A 25,123-nucleotide genomic window follows, 5' to 3' on the forward strand; every position below is an offset into this window, starting at 1 on the left:
TGTGATGGAAATAGCCGCAGCGAATGGCTATTTATTAAGAATGGAGAACAAAAAAAGCGAGCAGAAATTTCTGCTCGCTTTTTATTTTATAATAATTTGATTTTGTCTTCTAAAATATCAATAACCTTATCTTTATAAAGTCCTCCGATTGCTTTTTTAAAGTTCTTCTTACTCATGTGAAGTTCATCCTTGATCTCTTCAGGAGAAGATTTGTCTGATACATACAGAAGTCCATAGTTTTCTTCCAGCTTATTGAGAATCTTTTGTTTGAACTCGTCAATATTTTCAAATCCGTCTGGTTGTAAAGAAACATCTATTTTCCCATCTTCACGTATTGTTTTGATGTATCCTTTTTCTTCTGACAGCGGATATAGTTTTTTGAAAACATCAGAAACATATATCAAACCGATGTATTGCTTGTTGATGACAACATTCCAGCCCAGTTCACTTTCATTCATCATAATCAAATCTACTTTGTCCCCTTTTTGAAACGGAAGATCATCATACTGTGGATTTCTCTTGAACTTTGTTGTTCCCGTAATCAGTTCCATATCTTCATCTACATAAATATAAACCAAATATCTTTTTCCTTCGATAATTTTGGTTTTCTGCTGCTTGTAAGGGATAAATAAATCTTTAATGATTCCCCAATCCATAAAAGCTCCACTTGGAAGACTTTGTACACAGCTCATTACTGCAAATTCTCCTACTTCCGCTAATGGAATTTCAGTAGTTGCTTTCAATTTATCGTCATCCTGATACACAAAAACTTCAACCTCCCCGCCTATTTCTTTTTCGTCCTGCATAAAGATTTTAGGTAGAAAAGCCTTTTCACCGGATTCATCTACGAGAATCCATCCTGAATTAATTTTTTCTGAAATTGTTAAAGTTTGAGTTTTTCCGAGTTGCATTGATGATAAAATTAGCTTACAAAGGTACGGAAATTTGAAGACGCCAACCTAGTTAATGCTGTTATAATTATTTTGAAGAATTATTTTCATGTTTTATAAAGGCCGTAAAACTCTTATATTTGAACAAAAAAAATAATCATGAAAAAGTATTTCATCTTACCTCTGTTCTTTTCAGTTATCTTTTCAAATGCTCAGCTGCTTGAGAAAACGGCACTGAATATTTCTTACCGATACACTGGAAGAAACGTTCTGCAGGCAGGATTAGAATACAGATTTGGCGAAAGCTATGAAGGTTCTATTATTATTGGACCCTCTCTGCTTTATACGCGTGTAAATGAAACAGATAAATTGATCCCGGAGATCAACATCAATCTTCTCCGTGCCGGACTATTGCTGGGAATATCCGGGAATCCATACTCGCTGGAACCAAGAATTGGTGTTTCGTTGTTTAATGCAGTGTTTCTCAATAGCGGCTATGCCTTTCCGATTCATAGAGAAAAATATTTTAAAGGGGTAACTTTTGGAATCCAGTTTAATATTGCACCAAAACATTCTAAGTTTTATGATCATCTAAAAATCATGTAGAAAATATATTTTGGCTGAAGCCATTGGATTGATGTAAAAAAACGGGCTTCCTTCGACTTGGCTCAGGATAATAGCCCGTTTCTATTGAATATTATAATTTCGAAATATAATCCATCAGTTCACGTTTGCTGCTCTCAAAATCAAAAGCATCAGTCACCAAAAAGTAATGTTCTTTGTCTGCACAGTTACGATACATAGATTTAGCTAATGCCAGCTTATTATTATCAAAACTTATTGATTTCACCAAATCTCTTATTTGTGCAGCAGTAAACATTGAAACACGCATCTGTTGATTAATCATGGTAATTTTCCCATCATCAAACCTTTCATTTTGCATCATCGTATCAAAAAAGTGGCGGAAAGATTGAGTATCCATCGCATTTCCATTATTATATCCGCCTCCGGGTTGATTTCCATAAGGGTTGTTCCAGATATCATTCCAATCATTAAATCCATATTGGTTTTGAACAGGATAAGAATCCAGAAGATACAAACCTTCATTGGTGAAGAAATCGAGTACCATTCTGCTGTTATTACGAAGCATCAAAGTGGTTCTGTAGATCAGAAAACCATTCTCGTAGATTGAAATAGGCATTCTTCCTGAAGACAGATCAAAGAATCTGAATTTTCCTGAACCGTTTGCCATCATCTGATCACCAACCTCAACGGTGAAAAAGCCCTGTTCAGGAATTCTCAGAAAAACTTCCGCATAACCGTAATTTCTGTTCCATTGATAGTTAGGGGTTTTTATTCTGTTTTCATTTCTATTTCTCTGAGGAATCGGAGTATTTCCTGATCTCGACTGATCAAAACTTTTATTTCTTTCATCCGGGCTTTTAGAAGCTTTCATTTCTGTGGCTGAAGCTTCATTTTTCAATAATTCTCCTGCCTTTCCTGCTTCCTGTGCAAATGAGCTGATTCCCGCCAACAGCATCCAACTTATAAAAATCTTTTTCATACCTGAAATTTTCAAAAACAATGTCCATTTTTATGCCAAAAAAAGGAGAAACCGAATTGATTTCTCCTTTTTATATCTAAATGATTAATTTTATTAATCAGCTATTACATGTGAATAGGTCTTTTCCCAGTAGCATCCAATGCAGCTTCTTTAATAGCTTCTGCATACGTTGGGTGAGCATGAGAACTTCTTGCAATATCTTCAGCACTTGCACGGAATTCCATAGCAATTACTCCTTCAGCAATAAGGTCAGCAGCTCTTGCTCCTATAATGTGCATTCCTAAAACTTCATCTGTTTTTTCGTCTGCAATAATCTTAACAAGACCATCGATATCACCACTTGCACGGCTTCTACCTAAAGCTCTCATTGGGAAAGATCCTACTTTGTAAGCTACCCCTTCTTCTTTTAATTGTTCTTCAGTTTTACCAACTCCAGCTACTTCCGGCCATGTATAAACAACTCCAGGAATAAGATTATAATTGATGTGAGGTTTTTGTCCAGCTAATGTTTCAGCAACAAATACTCCTTCTTCTTCAGCTTTGTGAGCCAACATCGCACCTTTGATAACATCACCGATCGCATAGATATTAGCAACATTAGTCTGAAGGTGATCGTTTACTTTCACTCTTCCTCTTTCGTCAAGCTCTACACCAGCTTTTTCAAGACCAAGACCATCTGTATAAGGTTTTCTACCTACAGAAACTAAACAGTAATCTCCTTCTACTACAACTTCTTCTCCTTTTTTATCTTTAGCCGTGATCTTTACAGTATCTCCGTTTCTTTCAACCGCAGAAACCGCAGTAGAAAGCATAAACTTCATTCCTTGTTTTTTAAGAACTTTAGTCAATTCTTTGCTTAAAGCTCCATCCATTCCAGGGATGATTTTATCCATAAATTCAACAACAGTTACCTGAGCACCTAATCTTAGGTATACAGAACCTAGTTCAAGACCGATAACTCCCCCTCCGATTACTACTAAATGTTTAGGAATTTCTTTAAGATTTAAAGCTTCCGTAGAAGTAATCACTCTTTCTTTGTCTAAAGAGATGAAAGGCAATGCAGATGGTTTAGAACCTGTTGCAATGATTGTATATTTAGATTCTATCGTTTCAGAAGAACCGTCGTTTTTTGTCACTTTAATCTGAGTAGCAGATTCGAAGCTTCCCACGCCTTCAAAAACAGTAATTTTGTTTTTGTTCATCAGGTAGCTGATTCCGTCTGTATTTTGTTTGATCACTTCATTTTTACGCTCGATCATTCTTGCAATATCTGCTTGTGGCTCGTTGATGATAATTCCGTGACCTGCAAAATTGTGTTTTGCATTTTCGAAATGTTCAGAGCTGTCAAGAAGCGCTTTTGACGGAATACATCCAACGTTAAGACAAGTTCCGCCTAAAGTTGAATATTTTTCAATAATTGCTGTTTTGAAACCTAATTGTGCTGCACGGATAGCAGCAACATAACCACCGGGACCAGAACCTATTACGGTAACATCGAATTGACTCATGTTATTGTATGAATTTGTTTATTATTATCTATCTTAATTCTCACAAATTTACATATAAATTACCAAGCACCAAAGTGAGTTTTATCAATTTTAAAAATGATAATTATATGCTTTAGTTTTATGAAAAGTGTTATTTTATGAACTTTATATTTTCTTCATTCCCTTCCTTCAGGTAAATTGCAGTGAAGACCAATGGTTTTTCAGCGGATGCATTATCAAAATGAAGAATTTTTACATTTTTAGGTTCATAGAAAGCATCTCCTTCATGGAGTATCACTTTCTGCTGGCCTTCTATCTGAAAAACAGCCTCTCCGGAATTGATTATTCCCAAAACGGGGCAAGGGTGCAGATGTTCCGGAGCTCCTTGTCCTGCAGCCATTGTTATTTCCTGAATCTCTGTAGATTTCACCTTCTGATCAAGAGCAGTTTTTAATAACTCTTTTCTGGAGATTGTTTTCTGCTGAGCTGTTATACCAACAGAATTCAGCATCAAAACAGCAATGATAAATGGCTTCATGGATTTAATATTTAATGTATAAAGTCATTATGGAATATTATACAGCTATATGTTCAACTTTCCTTGCCCAAATTCACCTGTGCTTTCAAAAAAAGAACCACCATATACATACCAGTCAATGCTTTCAAGATATTCTACTGCATTTTCCGGGGTTATTTGAGGACGGTCTTTTTTAGAAACAATTCCTTTGTACCACCTTCCTGATTTGGAAAAGCTTTCATATTCAACAAAATAGTGGATCCATATTCTTTGGCACAGCTTACATTGTTGAATAGTTACTTCTCCATATCTTCCGTTTGTATGATCAATTCCTAATGCAGAGCTTCTATATTCTGTATAATTTGAAGTGGGTTTCTCACAGGCACATCCTAATTTTTGGATTTTATTCATGAATGAAAAAATTGGTTTTCAGATAAAATTTATACCTCCAAAAGTAAGAATTTAACTCCTCATAAAGCAAATGAGGTTATTAAGATTTGACCAAATCCAGCAAAACCTTTTCATATTTATCCAGAATAATATTCTTCGAGAATCTTGATTTAATGGAGTTTTTTATAGCATCTCTGTTATAATTGCTCTGCAGTACTTTTACAATCTGCTGGGCAAAACCGTCATAGTTTTCAATATTGGCAACTTCACCGTTTATATTGTGCTGGATAATCTCATTGATTCCTCCGGGACAATTGTTCGCAAGGGAATACGTTCCGCAGGCTCCTGCTTCCAGAAGTACATTGGGAAATCCTTCGTATCTTGAAGAAAGAACAAATAAATCCGCATATTTCAGGTATTGGTAAGGATTTTCCTGTCTGCCATGAAAAATAACTTTTTTCAATCCTAAAAGCTCCTTCGTCTGAAGTAAAAGGTCTTTATCTTTTCCGTCTCCCAGAATATGGAGAATAATATTTTCGTTTTTCAGTCTTGAAAAGACTTTCAGCAAGTTGTCAAATCCTTTTCTTGAAGACAAATTACCAATAGCCACTACATTTTTATAATTGTATTTGAAACATTCCGGTTTTAAAGAAATGGCCATTTTATCCTCAATAAAATCAAAATCTACAGGATTATTGATCTTGACAATTTTTTTCTTTTTAATATTAAAATTATCAACAAGATCTTTCATCATATCATCACTCTGAGCAATGATTCTCTGATAGTTATTGTAAAAATTATAGAAAAATTTAATTTCTTTTCGGGTTACATGTTCGGTAACAACGTTGGTTTCTCTTGCGATAAATTTTGTTCTTGGAAAGAGTTTTATAAACAGGGATAAATAAGCATTCACCTCTCCGAAACCTGAGAAAACAATATCCGGTTTTCTTCTGTAGATTTCTCCTAAAATAGGTCGTAATGAATGTCTTATTCTTTCGGTATTGATATCGATGATTTCAACATCTTTTTTCAGAAAATCCAGATATCCGCCTTGTTTACGTAACAGCAAAATCTTAGGCTCAAACCGATCTCTGGAAAGATGGTTCGCTATAGTAGTAACAATCCTTTCTGCTCCTCCGGTCTCTAGGTCCGGCAGAATAAATATGACAGATATTTTTTTCATCACATCAAAGTTAGTAAAAAGTTTGAGTGAAAACTCCTGTTTTGGTGCTTATTAACAGAAATTAACTAAGTTCTGAAGCCTGATTTTATTTCTCCTATTTATGATAGTCTTGATCCTCTAAAAATAAAGTAAGCTCTTCTAATGAAAAACTTACTTTATTTAAATTATATTTTTAAAATATATTGATTTCTTTAATTCGCTACGTCACTAATGAATTTAATTCTCAGCATTCTCACTTCTTCATCAGATAATTCATCTCCGAATTCATCCAGCAATACTTTCATGCTGTCGCTTTCAGATTCGTTCATGAATTCCATAAATCCGTCTACAATGTCTTCGTCAAAATTATCCTCAATATAGTAATCGATGTTCAGCTTTGTTCCTTGATATACAATCCTTTCCATTTCTTTCAAAAGTTCATCCATAGAAAGGTTTTTAGCTCTTGCAATATCTTCAAGGTCTATCTTTTTATCGGTGCTCTGGATAATGAAAACTTTGTGGCTGGATTTATTGGCCACCTGCTTCAATACCATATCCTGAGTACGTTCTATATTATTCTCTTCTACATATGTTTTGATGTAGTCTGCGAATTCTTTACCATACTTTTTAGCTTTTCCTTCGCCTACTCCGTAGATTTTGTTAATTTCATCTACCGAGATTGGATATTGAACCGTCATATCCTCCAAACTCGGATCCATAAACACTGTATATGGTGGAATTCCATGTTTTTTGGCGACTTTCTTTCTAAGTTCCTTCAACAGGTTAAAAAGGGTCTGATCCAGCCCTCCGCTAGCCTGCTGCTGCACCTGGTCGCTCTCAGCTTTTGCCTGGGTAAGATCAAATTCTCTGTCTTCAGCAATTAAAAAGACCTCTTTAGTCTTACCATTCACGACATTTCTACCTTTTTCTGTAATCTTTAAAACGCCGTAAGTTTCAATATCTTTTTGTAAAAAATTCTGAACAGTTGCCTGTCTTAGAATCGTTTTCCAGTAATTATCTTTTTCTTCTTTTCCAAAACCAAAATAAGAACTTTGCTCAAGTTTATAAGATTTTGTAACTGCATTTTCTTTTCCTACAATAACAGAGATCAGATCTTTAGATTTGAATTTTTCTCCTGTATCATTGATCAGTTCCAGTGATTTTTCCAGGTCTGCCGTAGCATCTTTTAATTTTGGAGGATTGGATGAATTGTCACACATATTTGCTCCGTCTCCGTGTACCGGATCGAAATTTTCTCCAAAATAATACAGAATATATTGTCTTCTGCTCATTGAAGTTTCAGCGTAGCCTACCACTTCATTTAAAAGCTGTAATCCGATTTCTCTTTCTGAAACGGGTTTTTGTGCCAGGAATTTTTCCAGTTTTTCAATATCCTTAGGGTCGTAGAAAGCCAGACAGTGCCCTTCACCTCCGTCTCTTCCTGCTCTGCCGGTTTCCTGATAATAGCTTTCCAGGGATTTCGGAAAGTCGTAATGAATTACAAAACGTACATCCGGCTTATCAATTCCCATCCCAAAGGCAATTGTTGCTACAATCACATCCACTTCTTCCATCAGGAATTTGTCCTGATTGGCAACTCTCACTTTCTGGTCAAGACCTGCATGATAAGGAAGTGCATTGATTCCGTTGACCTGCAGAAGCTGGGCAAATTCTTCAACTTTTCTTCGGCTCAGGCAATATACGATTCCTGATTTTCCTTTATGCTGATTGATAAATTTAACGATTTCCTTATCTACATTGATTTTAGGACATACTTCATAGTATAGATTAGGACGGTTAAAACTTTCTTTAAACACCAATGCATTTGTCATTCCTAAAGTCTTCTGGATATCATCCTGAACCTTAGGAGTAGCAGTAGCCGTTAAAGCAATCACCGGTACATTGGCGATTTTGTCTATAATCTGTTTCAGATTCCTGTATTCTGGTCTGAAATCATGCCCCCACTCTGAAATACAGTGGGCTTCGTCGATAGCAAAGAAAGAAATTTTCACTTCTTTCAAAAAATCCAGGTAATCATCTTTAATTAATGATTCAGGAGCTACATACAGAAGCTTGGTTTTTCCGCTTTTGATATCGTCAAAAACCTGTTTGGTCTGCGTTTTGTTTAATGATGAATTTAATACGTGTGCTACCCCATCCTCAGATGAAAGACCGTTCACCGCATCTACCTGGTTTTTCATCAACGCTATTAGGGGCGAAACGACTATTGCCGTACCTTCCGAAATAAGTGCCGGAAGCTGATAACATAATGATTTTCCCCCACCTGTAGGCATTAAAACAAAGATATCCTTCCCGTTCAATAGGTTGTCTATAATTTGTTCCTGCTGGCCCTTAAATGTAGAAAACCCAAAATACTTTTTCAATTCGCCTGATAAATTGGCTTTTTTTGCGCTCATCTAATTTTCTATTGCTAAATTTGCATCACACCCAAAGTTATAAAAATTCTGCTTAAAATAAAAGCGAACGAATTTATAAAAAATAAAATTTATATTAAATATTCTTTTTAAAATATAACGTTTTTTAAGAACTTTTTTGTATACCTTATCATCATAAAATGGATAGAACCAACATTATATCAATTGCAAAAAGCACTTTAGAAATAGAGATTTCTGAACTCGAAAAATTAAAAAACAGACTTGATGACCAATTTGCACACGCAGTAGAGATTATTCACTCGGCAAAAGGAAAGCTCATTGTAGTAGGAATAGGGAAATCTGCCCATGTAGGCAACAAAATTGTAGCGACCTTAAACTCAACGGGTACTCCTTCACAATTTCTGCATGCTTCGGAAGCTATCCATGGAGATCTTGGGGTAATTCAGAAGCAGGATGTTGTTTTATGCATTTCCAATTCCGGAAATTCTCCTGAAATTGCGAATCTCGTTCCTTATTTGAAAGATTATTCTTCTGCTCTGATAGGAATGACAGGGAATAAGAAAAGTAAACTGGCTGAGTTTTCTGAAGTTATTTTAGATACACATGTTGACGTTGAGGCATGCCCGAATAAACTGGCTCCTACCAGCTCTACCACCATTCAGATGGCTTTGGGAGATGCTTTAGCTGTTGCTTTAATGGAATTGAATGATTTCAAAGCTAATGATTTTGCAAAGTTTCATCCCGGAGGAAGCTTAGGTAAAAATCTGACTTCCAAAGTGGAACAGTTTTTATCTTCACAAAAGCCTCAGGTTACGGAAGATGCATCCATAAGAGACGTGATTATATCTATCAGTGGTTCAAGCCACGGAATCACGGTGGTAACAAATGCAGATCAGATTATTGGTGTTATCACAGATGGTGATTTGAGAAGAATGCTGATGAAAGGAGAAGATATCAGTAAGGTATCAGCTAAAGATATTATGTCTGCCCGTCCGAGAACGATTGAGAAAGAAGCGCTGGCTAAAGAAGCTATGAAAATATTGAAAGAAAATAATATCGGCCAGCTTGTAGTAACGGAAAACGGAAAATATTTCGGGATTATAGACCTGCATAAACTGCTGGACGAAGGGATTAACTAGACCAACATTAGTGATTAATAAATAACAGATAGCTGACAGATTAAAAGTAAAATTTAACTAATAATCCTCAGACTCTTACTTCTGTCATTTTTTTTAATAAATTTGTGCTTTAAAATTTTATTCTGTGAGTGATGGTAAAGACATGTCCTTTCTTGGACATATAGGAGAATTAAGAGGGCATCTGATCCGTTCGATTATTGCTATCATAATTGCGGCTTTTGTGGTTGGTTTTAATATCAACTGGATTATGGACCATATCTTTTTTGGACCCACCAGAAATGATTTCCCTACCTTCAGAATTGTTAATCATTTTTCAAGAATGATTTTAGGGGAAGACAGTATTCATCTTCCAAAAGAGTTCCCTGTTCGTGTACAGAGATTATATCAGCAGTTCAATGTGATGATGGCTGTTTCTATTTTTGGAGGGATGGTAGCTGCTTTTCCTTATATTGTATGGGAATTATGGCGTTTTATTGGTCCTGCTTTACATCCGAAGGAAAGAAAGAATTCCATTTATATTATTAATGCGGTATGGATGCTTTTCATGACCGGAGTATTATGCGGTTATTTTTTAATCCTTCCGTTTGCTGTTAATTTTGGGGTTATCTTTAAAATTTCAGACATTATTGTTCCGCTTTATGATCTGAGTGATTATACCACTTTATTTTTACAGGTCGTTTTGGGTATGGGGGTTATTTTCCTTTTTCCAATTCTGATTTATTTCCTTACCAGTATCGGAATTCTTACTCCTGCGTTTATGAAAACATACCGTCGTCATGCTATTGTTTTGATCATGGTAGTAGCTGCAATTATTACTCCGGCAGACGTTTTGAGTATGATAATGGCTGCATTACCACTGCTTGTTCTTTATGAATTCAGTATTATGATGTGTAGTTATACCTATAAAAAAGCACAGAAAAATAACGGAAATCTTCCGGCAGTACAGAAATAGTTTAATTAATTAAAATATAAAAAAGAGCAGGTTTTCACCATTGAAAACCTGCTCTTTTTTTTCATACTCACCCCAATACATACACGTATTTTTTTTCTTTAAATATCGAAATTCATTAAAAAAAATTCTTTAAATAAGAATAATTAAAGTTATTAATTTTTAAATTAAACTAAAAACAATAAATAAATACATTTAATAAATTTTTCGCATTTAATTTATTAGATTTGCATAAAATTCACAAAAACAACCAAATCAATATATTAATTTTATGAAAAAGAAAATTATTTTCGTCTTTGCTTTAGCAATTGGACTAACGAATTTACATGCACAACGTTGGGAACCCGTCTCCCAAAAGATTACTCCGATCAGGAAAGAAGTGAATGTCATTCATGCTTACAAATTTGATCTTAGTGCACTGAGAGCGCTTTTAAAAAATGCTCCGGAAGCCGGAAAAGGAAGTCCGGTAGTAGTCTCTTTACCTACTACTGACGGAAGAGTTGAAAGATTCTCTGTGTACAGCTCGCCTGTTGTTGAAAAATCAATGGCTGAGAGATATCAGTTAGGGGCTTATTCTGGGGTAGGTTTGGATAATCCAAGCAAACAGGTTAGATTCAGTACAGCACCCAATGATTTTCAATCGATGCTTTTTGATACCAAAACAGGTCTATATGAATTTATAGAGCCTATCAACAAAGAAAAAGATGTATTTGGAGTTTTCTTTAAATCTAATAAAACATCGGACGGACACCCTTTTGAATGTAAAATAACGGAATCCGAGCAATCAAAAAAACAAATGAAAAAGCTGCTCAATTCAAAGAGTGTTTTGGAAAAAGCAGGAAGTCAAAAAAAAAGTACTGACCAAAAATACAGAACTTATAGACTGGCTGTTTCTGTAAATGGTGAATATACCCAATTAGCAGGAGGTGTTCCGGGAGCAGCAGCCCGTATTAATGCTACTATAAACAGAGTAAACGGGGTATATGAAAAGGATTTGGGAATTCATTTGATTGTACAGGATTTACCACAGCTTATTTTTACGAATCCTGCCACAGACCCTTACTCAGATGTTGTTCAAAATCCTAACGGTTCTTTTTCTGCACCTGATGCCTGGAATCTGCAAGTTCAGCAAACTTTAACCAATACTGCCGGTGTAGGGAATGGTGCTTATGATGTAGGTCATTTTTTCGGACATAGAGGTGGCGGAGGATCGGCCGGTGACATCGGAAACGTATGTAGAAACCCTGCCAATAATAATGATGATACTTCAAAAGGAGCAGGAATCACTTCTCCAAGTATAAATGATCAACCTTTTGGTGATACTTTTGATATTGATTATGTAGCTCATGAACTTGGACATCAGTTTGGAGGACGCCATACAATGTCTGTAATTCACCCACAAACAGACCGTCCAATAGAACCCGGATCAGGATCTACAATTATGGGGTATGCCGGAATTACAGCTGCCAATGTTCAAATGAATTCTGATGCTTATTTCCACGTACTCAATATTGAACAAATACAACAGTACGTAAACTCTCAAAACTGTGCGATTACCACTCCGGTTGCCAATACTCCACCAGTGATACAGGCAATTCCTACGAAAACAATTCCCAAAGGAACAGCTTTTGTGCTGACTGCCAGCGCTGCAGATGCTCAAAATGATCCTATGACCTATACCTGGGAACAATATGATATTGCAACTACTAAATTTAATAATGTAGATGCCAATCGTACGAATGGAGCAAACTTCAGATCGCTGATGCCTACTAATTCTCCAACACGTTATTTCCCAAAATTATCCAGTGTTCTTAATGGAAATCTTACCAATGCTCAGGACTGGGAAACGGTTTCTAATGTGAGCAGGGAAATGAACTTTAAAGTAACTGTTAGAGATAATAACCCTGATGTTACCCAACAGCAGACTCAGAGCAGTTTAGTTAAAATAAATGTAGGAAATGACGGACCGTTTAAACTCACTTCATCTACGGTATACAATAATACATCCGGAGCTGTTACCTGGGATGTAGCCAATACCAATAATACTATTTATAATGTAGCAAATGTTAAAATAGATTATACAACAGATAATGGAAATACATGGAGCATTATTTCAGCATCAACACCCAATGACGGAGTAGAACCGTATTCATTTTCAACGCTTGCTGCAGGAGCCAATGTAAAGATAAGAGTAAGTGCTATTGACAATGTATTTTATGCTATTGGAAATGCTACTGTTTCAGCTGCTTCTGCCTGCTCTTCAGCAGCACCAACAGGAATTGCTGTTTCAGGGATAACCAAATCTTCTGCTACCGTAAGCTGGTCTGGTTTACAAGGAGCTACCTATTCTTTACAATACAGAAAAACAGGAAGTGCTGCATGGACCACTATTCCGGTTACTACAAATTCTTATCCTTTTACAGGATTAGAAGAAGCTACACAGTATGAAGTACAAATAGCCAATGTATGTGAATCTACAACAGGAACCTATTCCGCATCTACTAATTTCACAACACTTTCATTTAGCGTATGCGCCGTTTCTTCAGATCCTTCTGATGAATTTATATCCAATGTTACGGTGACTCCCACCGGAATGGCTGCCGTTTCGAATAACAGTGTCGGATCAGCTTACACTAATTACACCACCGATGCTACTAAACTGATTACTCTTAAAAAAGGTTCTTCAGGCAACATCATCAGTATAGCAAAACAATGGTCAGGTACCAAATACAATGAAGGAGTAACTGCATGGATCGATTTCAATAAAGACGGAGTATTCTCAAGCTCTGAAAAGATCTATACGAGTGTACCTAATAAATTAACTCCAGTTTCGGGAACATTCTCTGTTCCTAATGACGCATATACCGGAGGAAATATCATTATGAGAGTGATGCTGGCTTACAACACTCAGCCTGTGGATGCCTGTACCAGCCCTGAATATGGGGAAACTGAAGACTACCCTATCCTTGTTCAAGATGCTCTAAGCACAAAAGATGTAACAAAAGACAATAATACAGTCCAGATTTTCCCTAACCCGGCAACTGATGTACTGAACGTTCTTAAAGTTTCATCCAAGGCTCAGTATACTATCACTAATGCTGCAGGACAAATTGTAATGAATGGTCAGATTACAGACAATAAAATTGCTGTATCAAAACTGATTACAGGAGCTTATATTATTTCAATTGACGATAAGGGTACCACTACCAACCTGAAATTCATCAAAAAATAAAACCAACCCATATTTACAGCCCGGCAATGACCGGGCTTTTTTTATGGTTCAAAATCTATATTTAATTTGAGTTATGGCATGTCGCTATTAATTTAATTTTATACTTTTGAAAAGATTATTAATAAAAGTTTAAATGAAAAAGTTGTCATATACACTCTTATTTGTTTCAGGGCTGGCTTTCGGGCAGTTCTTTGAGAAGGGTAAAGTTTTCACCAAACAAGATACTTTAAAAGGATCCAATACAAAGTTCAGAAATTTTTGGGATGTCAAAAAATATGATCTGTCTGTAGAACCGGATTTCGAACAGAGAAGTATTAAAGGAAATAATATAATCAGCTTTGAGATTATAAAAGATGTTACCAATCCTATTTTCCAGATTGATCTTCAGCAGCCTATGAAAGCTGATAAAGTGGAAGGAAGTTTTCCGATTGCCAATTATAAGCAGGATGGAGATTTTATTTGGGTTACAGCCAATAAAAAATTCAAAAAAGGAGAAAAATACACCATCAATGTTCTGTATTCCGGGAAACCTACGATTGCTAAAAACGCCCCATGGGATGGAGGCTGGGTTTTCACCAAAGATGAAAAAGGAAATCCATGGATGACTGCTGCAGATGAAGGAATAGGAGCATCCATATGGCTTCCTACCAAAGATATCTGGAGCGACGAACCTGACAATGGTATTGTCATGAATATCATTACGCCTAATGATCTTGTGGGAGTTGGAAACGGAAGGCTTACCAACAAAAAGACAGAGGGGAATAAGACAACTTATACATGGGAAGTGAAAAACCCTATTAATGCCTACTCTATTATCCCAAGTATAGGAAAATATGTAAATTTTAAAGATATATTTGAGGGTGAAAAAGGAAAACTGGACTTGGATTATTGGGTACTTGACTATAATCTAGACAAGGCAAAAAAACAATTTCAACAGGTAAAACCCATGCTCTCAGCGTTTGAATACTGGTTTGGTCCGTATCCGTTTTATGAAGATTCATACAAACTTGTAGAGTCTCCTCACCTTGGTATGGAACATCAGAGTAATGTGGCATATGGAAACAAATATCAGAACGGCTATCTTGGAAGAGATCTTTCAGGGACGGGAGTTGGATTAAAATGGGATTTCATTATTATTCATGAAAGCGGCCATGAATGGTTTGCCAACAATATTACTGCAAAAGATCAGGCTGATATGTGGATTCATGAGAGTTTCACCAACTATTCAGAAACTCTTTTCACAGAAAAATATATGGACAAAAAATCTTCTGAAATCTATGTTCAAGGGATCAGGAAATTGATAGACAATGACGTTCCTATTATTGGCCGGTATGGTGTAAGAAATGAAGGCAGCGGAGATATGTATCCGAAAGGAGCCAACATGATTCATACGATAAGACAGGTTATCAATAATGATGAAAAATTCAGACAGATTTTAAGAGGTTTGAATAAAGATTTTTATCATCAGACTGTTACCACCAAGCAGATTGAAAATTATATTTCCTCAAAATCAGGGATTGATTTCTCAACTGTTTTTGATCAGTATCTGAGAACAATAAAGATTCCTACTCTTGAGTATAATCAGAATGGGGATACTTTAAAATTCCGTTATACAGATGTGGTAAAAAACCTGAAATTACCTATCATCATTAATGGAGATCAGACGATCAATCCTACTGAAGAATGGCAGACTGTAAAGCTTAAAAAGAATAGTCCGGTAGAGTTTAATCCCAACTATTATATCACTTATTACAATAATAAATAAAAGAAAAAGGCAAATTTGCAGACCTGCAGATTTGCCTTTTCACTTTTTACTTTAAAAATTTAAGAAAAGTTTAATACTTCTTTCGTAACAAAATGACAAAAAGAGCAACTATTTAACTATTAATGTAAACCTAATGAGAAAAACAGTACTTAGTCTCGGTATTTTTGCTTCTTTTTTAGCAAATGCTCAGTCTATAAAAACAACCATTGATCTGGTCAATGTAAAAGATGATAAAGTAGCCGTTACCATGGAGTTTCCGAAAATGAAATCCGGGGATGTTAAATTTCATTTCCCAAAAACGGTTCCCGGTACTTATTCTGTAGACGACTATGGAAGATTCATCGAAGGGATCAAATTTTACGATAATAAAGGCAAAGAACTTACTTTCACTAAAGTAAATGACAATACCTATTCATTGAAAAACGCTCAGGGACTTTCCAAAATCTCTTATCTTGTGAATGACAGTTTTGATGATGAATTAGATACATCAAAGCATAAAGCAGTATTTTCTCCGTCAGGAACAGATATTGAGGCAGGAAAAGTATATATGATCAATACCCACGGGTTCATTGGATATATAGATAATATGCAGGATGTTCCTTATCAGCTTATCGTTCAGAAGCCAACAGATTTCTACGGAACAACGGCTTTGGTAGATCAGGACAAATCTGAATCTACAGATACCTATACTCTTGCTAATTATGCCAAGGTAACAGATTCTCCGTTAATGTATACAAAACCGGATTATATTACCTTCAATGCAGGAGGAATGGATCTTGTATTGGGCGTATATTCTCCAACTGGAAAATACAAAGCCACAGATTTCAAAGAAAATCTGGAGAAAATGGTAATTGCTCAGAAGAAATTTTTGGGTGATATGAATACCAATAAAAAGTATGCAATCATGCTTTATCTTTCCGGTGGTGACGGGCCTAAAGTGAAAGGTTTTGGAGCACTGGAACACCATGAATCTACAAGTGTTGTTCTTCCGGAAGGAATGCCGAAAGATGCCATTGACAAAACCATTACAGATGTAGTTTCTCACGAATTCTTCCATACCGTAAATCCTTTGAAAACGCATTCAGAAGAGATTCACTATTTCGATTATGCAGATCCGAAAATGTCTCAGCACTTATGGATGTACGAAGGTGGAACAGAATATTTTGCCAATCTTTTCCAGATTCAGGAAGGTTTGATTGATAAAGATCAGTTTCTTGAAAGAATGGGTGAGAAAATTGCCAACTCCAAGAGCTATGATGACACAATGCCATTTACCGTAATGAGTAAAAATGTATTAGTTGAGCCTTATAAAGATCAGTACAGAAATGTGTATGAGAAAGGAGCTCTTCTGGCAATGTGTTTAGACATCGAGCTTAGAAAGCTTTCTAACGGTGAAATGGGATATCGTGATATGATCAGAAAATTATCTCAGAGATTTGGTGAAAACAAACCTTTCAAAGATGATAAACTGATAGACGAACTGGTAACGGTAACCGGATATCCTCAGGTAAAAGATTTCTATAACAAGTATATTGCAGGAAACCAGCCAACCCCTTATGCACAATATCTGAGCATGGTGGGTGTAGATATTAAGAAGCAGGAAAGCCAGCCTCTTTTCTGGTTCATTAAAAACCCGAATGAAACAGATTTTGATCAAAAGACCAATGCATTTGCCTTTGACGATCATTCTGCTTTGTCTCCATTTGCAAAAAGTATCGGATTCAAAATTACTGACCAGGTACTTGCTTTGGATGGAAAAACGGTAGACATCAAAAATGTACAGGATTTTATTAAATATACCAGAACCATTAAAGATGGACAAGACGTTACGGTAACTATTTTAAGAGATAATGCCGGCAAGAAAGAGAAAATGACGCTGAAAGGAAAAGCTATTCTGGATAAAATGACCATGGAAACGCTTTCATTTAAGGCGAATCCAACTCCGGAAGAACTGAAACTACAGAACCAGTGGTTAACTGGTAAAAAATAATAAGAAAAGCGGGGAAATTTTCCTCGCTTTTTATTTTAAATATAGGCTTTAGAAACCTTTTTGTAAAACTAACTTCCAGTTAAATATTCTCTCCTTTCCTGATGGTTATTCTAAAGGTACTACCCTTTCCTACCTCAGTCTGAGAGATCTTGATATCTCCGTTGTGGTATTCATGAATTACTCTTCTTGCTAATGACAATCCCAATCCCCAGCCTCTTTTTTTGGTAGAATATCCTGGATTAAAAGCATTTCTTGCTTGCTGCTTAGTCATTCCGCTTCCATTGTCTTTTACTTCAATAAGGATATTTTTGTTTCTTTCAAAAACGGACATGGTAATAGCACCTTCACCTTTCATTGCATCCACAGCATTTTTTACCAGATTTTCAATCACCCAGCTCATCAGAATTTTATTATGAGGAACCAAAACGGTATAATTGGGAAGGTTCAACGTAAAATTGACTTTTCTGGAAATTCTGGTTTTTAAATAATCATAATTCTCCCGAATGGTTTCATTGAAATTCCTATCGTTCAGCTCTGGAACAGAACCTATTTTTGAGAATCTTTCAGAAATAGTTCTAAGCCTTTCAATATCTTTTTCTATCTCATGCACTCCTTCTGATTCAGGATTATCAAGCTTCATGATTTCCATCCAGCCAATCATCGAAGATAAGGGAGTTCCGATCTGATGAGCAGTTTCTTTAGCCAGACCTGCCCAAAGATATCCTTCATCGGTCTTTTTGATTGTTCTGAAAAACCAGAAAGAGAAACCGAAGTATAGTAAAATAAATAATCCTAAAATATAAGGCGAATACCGAAGATTATTCAGCATACGAGAGTTGTCGTAGTACACAAACTGGTTATTTCCGTCCGGCACTTTAATCTCGATGGGATCATAATTTTTCTCCATATTCCGGATCAGATCCTGAAGTTTCTCAGGATCTTTAATGGTACTTTCGGGAATATTTCTGTAATATCCCAGATCGAGAATCGGGTTTTTAAATTTATCCGTTACAATAAACGGAATCGTATTGTTGATATTGAGGATATCCGGCAAAAGGTCCAGAACATCCGTATCAGGAGTTTTCACTTCCTGCTGTATTCTTATCGCTTTGGAAAGAAGACTGATCCTTTTGATCTCCTCTTTTCTGAGAAAATTAATAAGGGATGTGGAGGCCACTACAATGGCAATCACCAAAGTAGTCATGACCACAAAAATGATCCAGTTATTCAGCCTTGTAAGTATGGATTTTCTCAAAGGTATTTTATTTTAAAACATTCAGAATTTTCTGCAGCTCTGCATTCCCACTTCCCTGATAGTTGTTGATAATAATCGAAAATACATATTTTTTTCCATCTTTTGCGGTGTGATATCCTGCAAAAGATTTGGTATCTCTCATGGTTCCGCTCTTCATCTTCATTCCATTATCCTGAACGGGAAACCCGTCGTAATAAGCATCGAACCAGGATTGCTTTTTCGCATATAACAGCGCCTGTACTTCTGCTTTTGCTGCTACATAATTCTGTGGTGAAAGCCCGCTTCCATCAGCAAAATTGATCATATTAGGATTAATTCCTTTTGATTTCCAGAATTCTTTCAGGTAAGAAACCCCGCTTTTGAAACTTGAATTTCCTTTTTTCTCCTTTCCTAAAGTTTTAATTAGGGTCTCACCGTACAGATTAACACTTTTTCTCAGAAACCAATACACGATTTTGTCCAGAGTCGGCGACTGATAAGTGAGAAGAATATTATTTTTAGGAGCTTCCAAAGCTTGTTTCCCTTCTGTTTCAAGCTGTGAATTCGTCACCGCTTTTCCTGAAAGTTCAATTCCTGATTCTTTCAGCCATTGTTTTATTTCTGCAGCCAGCTGTAATGGTGGATTAGGAGTAGATCCTGAAACCGTTACCGTTTTTCCTGCCGGAAGCATTCCGTTAATTAAGGCTACATTAGAATGAGGGGCTGTGAAGATAAGGCTTTGGTCTGAACTGCCGCCGGCCTTCAGATCATTCAGCCATTTTACACCTTCCAAAGGATAAGAAAAGCTCTTAAAATCTGTTCCGTTGATATTGATGTCAAACTGATTTTCTTTCCAGTTGATTCCCCAAACTCCTGCTCCATAGTAATTTCCAAGATCATCCCACGGCCAGCCTCCCGGAATCGTCTGATGATCAAAATAAGAGTCATCAATCACAAGATCGCCTGATATTTTTATTATTCCTGAATTTTTAATAGCATCAATCAGTTTCTTTTTAAAATTTTCAGGTTTATAGGCATCGTATCTCCAGCTTCCCAATGTAGGATCACCGTTGGAACTGATAAAAAGATTTCCGTTCAGCGTTCCTCCGGATATATTCCCGGAATAACTGGAGGTTGTTGTAAAAGTATAATTTTTTCCTAAAGTTTCCAGTGCGGCACCTGCGGTAAAAATTTTCTGTGTAGAAGCAGTAGAAAGTCCCCTGCTCCCTTGATATTCGTATATAAAGTTGCCATTTTCATCTGAAACATAAAAAGATAAACTGGAAGAAACCGCTCCTGAAGAATCCATAAGATCCTTTGTTGCTTTGTCTAATTTCTGGGCAATATTCTGCGCAGCTACCATCTGTACAGAAAGCGTGAGAACAGCAAGTGTTTTTTTCATTGCATTGTTGTTTGAGTCTAAATGTTTAGGTTTCAAATACATATTCCTGGTAGTATCTGCCGCCTTTTCATTTATTTAAATTCTAAATCAAATATAGTTAAAATAAAAGCTTTTCATACTCCCTGAGATCATCGGAACTGAAAAGAATCTGATGTTCAGGAGAATTTTCAAACGATCGGTCATGCTTAAAGTATTTCTCGTAATCATCTTCATCTAAAAAAATATCCATCTGGCATTCTTTTATATAATTTGATTTGTCTCCATAATCCTCAATAAAATAGCCCGAATCATTCCATGGTTCCTGATGACAGCGCAGACAGTTTCTTTGATACACAGCTTTATGACCACATATCTCACAATCATTAAGGCTTTGAAACAACATCGAAATTTCACTTTGCCTGTCTTTCGGAAAAAGTGAAAGGGGAATTGCTTTTAAAAGCAGATAATAATTAGGCTCCTGCCACGAAAAATATTTTTGTCCTTCCAAGTCATTATGTCCCGTGTAAAGCACTAACTTTTGAAGATCATATTCTACATCAGCTTTCACCAAGTTTTTAATATTCAGAACTGTCTTGTTATGAAGTTTGACATTATGCTGGTCATCAATTTCAATAACGGGCTGCTGTTCCAGAAAATGGGTCAGGCATAACGTTGTCTGCCATGAACCTATTGTTCTCATTTTTCCTTCACTACCACAGATCTCACAAGTTTTCTCAGACAATTTCGAATATTTGTCTTTGATATTTTTAAGCCTGTTATTAAGTGTTTCGTCTTCAGAATAGGTGTTGCATCTCAATTCACCAAACTTTTCTTTGCCAAAAACACGGTGTTCCAGATTCCAGCCTGCAATCGCAAATTCAAATAACAGTTTCCGGATCAGGTCCTCCCATCCGGTACTGTTCACTGAAAAATTGGTCAGATTACGTTCTACAAAAAGATTAATTTCTTCTTTGTTCATTAAAGACTGCTTCCTGCTTCTATTTCGTAAGGTTCTTTACCTTTTTCAAAAATTCTTGTCAGTTCACTTCCTTCAACGGTTATTGAATTTCCAGTTCTTCTGATCCAGTTTCCTTCTCTAAGACCTACTACTTTGATATCATTTTGGGTAAGAAACTCCTGAATACGGGTTTCTCTGGTTTCTCCGTTATGCTTCAAATCCGGATTAGGATCAAGATAGTGTGGATTAATATTAAAAGGCACCAATCCCATACAGTCGAAACTTGGCGGATATACAATCGGCATATCATTGGTTGTTTTCATATTCTGACCTCCGATATTGCTTCCTGCGCTGCATCCAAGATAGGCTTTCCCTCCAGATACATTTTCTTTTAGGACAGACATCAAACCTTCTTCGTGTAATGTTTTAACCAATAAAAAAGTATTTCCGCCTCCGGTAAAAAAACCTTTTGCCTGATGAATGGCTTCTTGTTTATCTTCAAATTCATGAAGTCCTTTTACTTTTATATTGATCGTTTCAAAGAAAGAACGGGCTTTTGCAGTATAATCATCATGGGAAATCCCGCCTGGTCTTGCAAAAGGGATAAACACAATTTCGTCAATTCCTTTATACAGTTGAATTAATTCTTCTCTTAAGTATTCCAGATATTCTCCACCAAAAAGTGTGGATGTTGAAGCTAATATGATATTCATACCACGAAATTATATGTATTATTAAAAAAATGAACCACAAAGATAGCCTCAAAGATCAACGAATCAAAAATTAATCTAAAAAAATACTATTTCCCGTTAATATTTTCTAAAAAACCTTAAAGCCTCTAAAATTTATGGTTTTGTGGAATTATTCTTGAATTTTAGATTATGAATTTAAAATATAAGATTATGAAAATGAGTAAAATTAATAGTAGAAATCTTTTTTTAGGATTAATACTAGCAGGAAGTGTAAGTCTTGTAAATGCACAAACGACTCAGCCGGAAACTTCGGCAACAACAAGTCAAACAACTAACCCAACGATTGAGGGTCTTAAAAAACAGATTGCAGCCAATCCAAAGGATGCAGAATCATTAGCAAAATTGGCTAACGCTTATCAGGAAGCTTCAGACTGGCCGAATGCCATTGATACCTGGAAGAAAATATCTGTTTTACTACCGGACTGGGCTCCGTCTTATTACAGCCAGGCCTATGCCTATCAGTCTGCAAAAGATGATGCCAATGCAAAAATTGCTTACGAAAAGTATATTGCAACAGTAAAACCTGAAGAAGTAGAGCAAAATAAGAAGAATCTGGCCTATGCTTATTTCTATCTTGCCTTTACAGAACAGCAAACTGATCCTAATAAAGCAAAAGAACACATCGCCAAGTCGATACAGTATGATCCTACCAACCAGGATGCTGTGAAACTTAGCAAAACATTAAATTCTTAGTAAAAAAAAGACCGGAAAGTTTTTCCGGTCTTTTTTTATAAATGATGCCATGCTTGTAATTATTCTATTTTCTTCCCAAAAAAGTCTGTTTCACCGTGTAAGTGCCGGATTATTTTCTCAATATTCCGCTGAATACTGGCTTCAGTTTTTAAATTATTGATATAACGGATCAGCTCATGCCTTCTTGATGGAATCAGGTTTTTGAAATTTTCTGTTGCCAGAGCACTTTCTCTGATTGCTTTTTCTAATTGAGGATGGATAGAGATACTTCTGTCCGAATCATCATACACCACAACGACTTCAATGACTTCTCCTATTCTCTTTGGAGAATTTTTCAACATGGTCAGGTTGATATACAGCCTCCACTCTCCCAGGTATTTCATTAGGTTTTGCTTAAATTCTTTCCCATTCACGGTTCCTTTTACAGCAATAGGACTTTTATTTCTTCCTGATTCATCAAAAATCGTTTCCAAAATTTCTTCCGGAATAAAAACAAAAGGATTGATTCCTATGATTTCCAATGTGGCTGTGAAACTGTTTTTTTTCATGGATGGCAAATTTAAAAGCTAGAAGCTAGAAGCTGGAAGCTGGAAGCTAGAAGCTAGAAGCTAGAAGCTAGAAGCAAAAATAACTATTTGGTTTAAGATCAACATAAAATTATTTTTTTCATTCACTAAAACCCTCTCACTCTCAAACTCTCCTACACTCAAACCCTCTTACCCTTAACTCCGTAACTCAAAATTCATATCTCAGAACCCAATTAATTCCCTATCTTTGTAACAATAAATCTATTTATCAAAATGAAATTTTTTATTGACACAGCTAATTTAGAGCAAATCAAGGAAGCCAGAGATCTTGGAATTTTGGATGGTGTAACTACCAACCCTTCATTAATGGCTAAAGAAGGTATTCAGGGAGCTGAAGCAATCAGAAATCACTACAAAACGATCTGCGAACTTGTAGACGGAGATATTTCTGCGGAAGTTCTTTCTACAACGTATGAAGAAATGATTAAGGAAGGAGACGAATTGGCTGCTATTCACCCAAATATCGTTGTAAAAATCCCAATGATCAAAGACGGTATCAAAGCTTTAAAATATTTTTCTGATAAAGGAATCAAAACGAACTGTACATTGATCTTCTCTCCTGGGCAGGCTCTTTTGGCAGCAAAAGCAGGAGCTAACTATGTTTCTCCATTCTTAGGAAGATTAGATGATATTTCTACAGACGGTCTGAACCTTATCCAGGAAATCAGATTGATTTTCGATAACTATATGTACGAAACTGAAATCTTAGCAGCTTCTATCCGTCACTCAATGCACATCATCGACTGTGCTAAAATTGGAGCAGATGTTATTACATCTCCACTTCCTCCGATCTTGAGCTTATTGAAGCACCCATTAACAGACAGCGGACTGGCTCAGTTTATTGCAGATTCTCAGAAATTAGCATAATCACTGATCCCTATTCAGATATAAAAATCCCGGAACGTCGTTCCGGGATTTTTCTTTGGTATCAACCTTGAATTATTTTCAAATTTAACTAATGGATGGTATCCGAATCAAAAACAAAAAGAGCCATGAAAAAAAGTATTCTTCTATTGGCATTATTTTCTTTTGTTTTCGGGTTCTCTCAAAACATTACTTTTTCAAAAGAAAAACTGGAGCAGCTTAATCAATTTAATCTTGAAAACAAGAGCCGTGCTTTTCTCATTTTTCAGGATGGAAAAATCATTAATGAACAATATTTCGGAACAAAAATTATAGACAAAGAGCCCTTCGATGAAAATTCCAATTGGTATTGGGCTTCTGCAGGGAAATCTCTTACGGCTGTTCTTATCGGAATTGCCCAACAGGAGAATTTATTAAACATCAACGATCCAGTATCGAAATATCTGGGAAAATGGACCGGAATGGATAAGAATTCTGAAGATAAAATCACGATCAGAACTCTTCTGACCATGACTTCCGGACTTGACTATTCTCAGGATCAAACCTGCAATTACGGAAACTGTTTTACTATGAAAAATCCGGCAGGAAGCTTCTGGTATTATGATACCTCAGCCTATTCTCAGCTGGCAAAAGTAATCGAAAAAGCAAGTCGTAAAAGCATTGATCAGTATACTTCTGAAAAGCTCTCAGACTCTGGTATTTCCGGAAAATGGATTCCTTATGAAAACGGTCTTGTATTTTCCAGTAATGCAAAGAGTTTTTTGCAATTCGGAAAGCTTGTTTTAAATAAAGGAAAATTAAATGATAAAGTCTATTATCAATACGACAGTTACTTTCAGCAGATGACAGACACTTCTCAGGAAGTCAATCCTTCTTATGGCTATTTGTGGTGGCTTAATGGGAAAAACAGTATAAGAGTTCCCGGATTTGAACAGTCTTTCAACCAGTCACTGGTTCCTGATGCTCCCAAAGATATGTTTTGTGCTTTGGGTAAAAACGGACAGATCCTTGATATTGTTCCCAGTAAGAATCTCATTATTATCAGAATGGGAGAAAACCCGAATGCATACAGCAATATGATAAAATTTCACAGAGAGCTCTGGAATAAGATTTTACAATAAACGTAAGGCTGCCTCAAGAGTTACATTATATTTCTCCTGAGACTGCCCTTTG

General features: G+C 36.1%; 21 protein-coding genes. 9 read left to right on the forward strand and 12 right to left on the reverse strand.

The genetic code is table 11. The annotated features are described in order from the left end of the window. Positions 1 to 86: 86 nt before the first annotated feature. A complete protein-coding gene (locus tag LKL37_RS07505) occupies positions 87 to 911 on the reverse strand; it encodes a CvfB family protein (protein ID WP_431609937.1) in 825 nt (274 codons plus the stop codon). A gap of 138 nt (positions 912 to 1,049) precedes the next feature. Between LKL37_RS07505 and LKL37_RS07510 the strand changes: the two genes are divergently transcribed. Continuing rightward, entirely contained in the window at positions 1,050 to 1,496 is a 447-nt protein-coding gene (locus LKL37_RS07510; RefSeq protein ID WP_431609938.1) for a hypothetical protein, read from the forward strand. 91 nt (positions 1,497 to 1,587) lie between these two features. Here LKL37_RS07510 and LKL37_RS07515 read toward each other — a convergent pair whose 3' ends face one another. The 6 genes from LKL37_RS07515 to recQ all read right to left on the reverse strand — a co-directional run bounded on the left by LKL37_RS07515 (position 1,588) and on the right by recQ (position 8,427). Next, positions 1,588 to 2,454 carry a DUF4476 domain-containing protein gene (locus LKL37_RS07515; RefSeq protein ID WP_431609939.1) on the reverse strand — a complete coding sequence of 289 codons (867 nt, stop codon included), beginning with the start codon at positions 2,452 to 2,454 and terminating at the stop codon, positions 1,588 to 1,590. 104 nt (positions 2,455 to 2,558) lie between these two features. After that, positions 2,559 to 3,962: a dihydrolipoyl dehydrogenase gene (lpdA, locus tag LKL37_RS07520; protein ID WP_431609940.1), complete on the reverse strand. Its 1,404-nt coding sequence runs from the start codon at positions 3,960 to 3,962 to the stop codon at positions 2,559 to 2,561. 130 nt (positions 3,963 to 4,092) lie between these two features. Then, entirely contained in the window at positions 4,093 to 4,479 is a 387-nt protein-coding gene (locus LKL37_RS07525; RefSeq protein ID WP_431609941.1) for a cupin domain-containing protein, read from the reverse strand. A 45-nt stretch (positions 4,480 to 4,524) separates the two neighbouring features. Further along, the gene (locus tag LKL37_RS07530; RefSeq protein WP_431609942.1) at positions 4,525 to 4,869 is read right to left on the reverse strand and encodes a hypothetical protein; all 345 of its coding nucleotides are present in this window, start codon (positions 4,867 to 4,869) and stop codon (positions 4,525 to 4,527) included. 79 nt (positions 4,870 to 4,948) lie between these two features. After that, the gene (locus LKL37_RS07535; RefSeq protein WP_431609943.1) at positions 4,949 to 6,031 is read right to left on the reverse strand and encodes a glycosyltransferase; all 1,083 of its coding nucleotides are present in this window, start codon (positions 6,029 to 6,031) and stop codon (positions 4,949 to 4,951) included. Positions 6,032 to 6,222: 191 nt separating this feature from the next. After that, positions 6,223 to 8,427: a DNA helicase RecQ gene (gene recQ, locus LKL37_RS07540; RefSeq protein WP_431609944.1), complete on the reverse strand. Its 2,205-nt coding sequence runs from the start codon at positions 8,425 to 8,427 to the stop codon at positions 6,223 to 6,225. Between the two features lie 158 nt (positions 8,428 to 8,585). Between recQ and LKL37_RS07545 the strand changes: the two genes are divergently transcribed. The 5 genes from LKL37_RS07545 to LKL37_RS07565 all read left to right on the forward strand — a co-directional run bounded on the left by LKL37_RS07545 (position 8,586) and on the right by LKL37_RS07565 (position 17,481). Beyond that, positions 8,586 to 9,545 (forward strand): KpsF/GutQ family sugar-phosphate isomerase, encoded by a 960-nt coding sequence (locus tag LKL37_RS07545; protein ID WP_431609945.1) that lies wholly within the window; start codon positions 8,586 to 8,588, stop codon positions 9,543 to 9,545. 124 nt (positions 9,546 to 9,669) lie between these two features. Continuing rightward, positions 9,670 to 10,497 (forward strand): twin-arginine translocase subunit TatC, encoded by an 828-nt coding sequence (gene tatC, locus LKL37_RS07550; RefSeq protein ID WP_431609946.1) that lies wholly within the window; start codon positions 9,670 to 9,672, stop codon positions 10,495 to 10,497. Between the two features lie 268 nt (positions 10,498 to 10,765). Further along, entirely contained in the window at positions 10,766 to 13,726 is a 2,961-nt protein-coding gene (locus LKL37_RS07555; RefSeq protein ID WP_431609947.1) for a reprolysin-like metallopeptidase, read from the forward strand. Between the two features lie 133 nt (positions 13,727 to 13,859). Then, positions 13,860 to 15,491 carry a M1 family metallopeptidase gene (locus LKL37_RS07560; protein WP_431609948.1) on the forward strand — a complete coding sequence of 544 codons (1,632 nt, stop codon included), beginning with the start codon at positions 13,860 to 13,862 and terminating at the stop codon, positions 15,489 to 15,491. 133 nt (positions 15,492 to 15,624) lie between these two features. Next, positions 15,625 to 17,481 carry a PDZ domain-containing protein gene (locus tag LKL37_RS07565; RefSeq protein WP_431609949.1) on the forward strand — a complete coding sequence of 619 codons (1,857 nt, stop codon included), beginning with the start codon at positions 15,625 to 15,627 and terminating at the stop codon, positions 17,479 to 17,481. Between the two features lie 79 nt (positions 17,482 to 17,560). Here the strand turns inward: LKL37_RS07565 and LKL37_RS07570 are convergent, their stop codons facing one another. The 4 genes from LKL37_RS07570 to pepE form a co-directional block, all read right to left on the reverse strand. Beyond that, a complete protein-coding gene (locus tag LKL37_RS07570; RefSeq protein ID WP_431609950.1) occupies positions 17,561 to 18,736 on the reverse strand; it encodes a sensor histidine kinase in 1,176 nt (391 codons plus the stop codon). Positions 18,737 to 18,743: 7 nt separating this feature from the next. Beyond that, complete coding sequence (dacB, locus tag LKL37_RS07575; RefSeq protein WP_431609951.1) at positions 18,744 to 20,117, reverse strand: D-alanyl-D-alanine carboxypeptidase/D-alanyl-D-alanine endopeptidase; 1,374 nt, start codon at positions 20,115 to 20,117, stop codon at positions 18,744 to 18,746. A 97-nt stretch (positions 20,118 to 20,214) separates the two neighbouring features. Then, positions 20,215 to 21,075, reverse strand: coding sequence for a hypothetical protein (locus tag LKL37_RS07580; protein WP_431609952.1), 861 nt, complete (start codon positions 21,073 to 21,075; stop codon positions 20,215 to 20,217). Then, entirely contained in the window at positions 21,075 to 21,767 is a 693-nt protein-coding gene (pepE, locus tag LKL37_RS07585) for a dipeptidase PepE (protein WP_431609953.1), read from the reverse strand. Before pepE ends, LKL37_RS07580 begins: the two co-directional genes overlap by 1 nt. 195 nt (positions 21,768 to 21,962) lie before the next feature. Here pepE and LKL37_RS07590 point away from each other — a divergent pair, with 195 nt between their 5' ends. After that, a complete protein-coding gene (locus LKL37_RS07590) occupies positions 21,963 to 22,499 on the forward strand; it encodes a tetratricopeptide repeat protein (protein WP_431609954.1) in 537 nt (178 codons plus the stop codon). Between the two features lie 59 nt (positions 22,500 to 22,558). Here LKL37_RS07590 and LKL37_RS07595 read toward each other — a convergent pair whose 3' ends face one another. Next, the gene (locus LKL37_RS07595; protein ID WP_431609955.1) at positions 22,559 to 23,047 is read right to left on the reverse strand and encodes a YdeI/OmpD-associated family protein; all 489 of its coding nucleotides are present in this window, start codon (positions 23,045 to 23,047) and stop codon (positions 22,559 to 22,561) included. 252 nt (positions 23,048 to 23,299) lie between these two features. Between LKL37_RS07595 and fsa the strand changes: the two genes are divergently transcribed. Beyond that, positions 23,300 to 23,953 carry a fructose-6-phosphate aldolase gene (gene fsa / locus LKL37_RS07600; protein WP_105703618.1) on the forward strand — a complete coding sequence of 218 codons (654 nt, stop codon included), beginning with the start codon at positions 23,300 to 23,302 and terminating at the stop codon, positions 23,951 to 23,953. A gap of 125 nt (positions 23,954 to 24,078) precedes the next feature. Continuing rightward, on the forward strand, positions 24,079 to 25,071 hold the full coding sequence (locus LKL37_RS07605; RefSeq protein WP_431609956.1) for a serine hydrolase domain-containing protein: 993 nt from the start codon (positions 24,079 to 24,081) through the stop codon (positions 25,069 to 25,071). Positions 25,072 to 25,123 lie beyond the last annotated feature (52 nt).

Source organism: Chryseobacterium sp. 'Rf worker isolate 10' (assembly GCF_050753305.1).
In the GTDB taxonomy this organism is placed as follows: domain Bacteria; phylum Bacteroidota; class Bacteroidia; order Flavobacteriales; family Weeksellaceae; genus Chryseobacterium.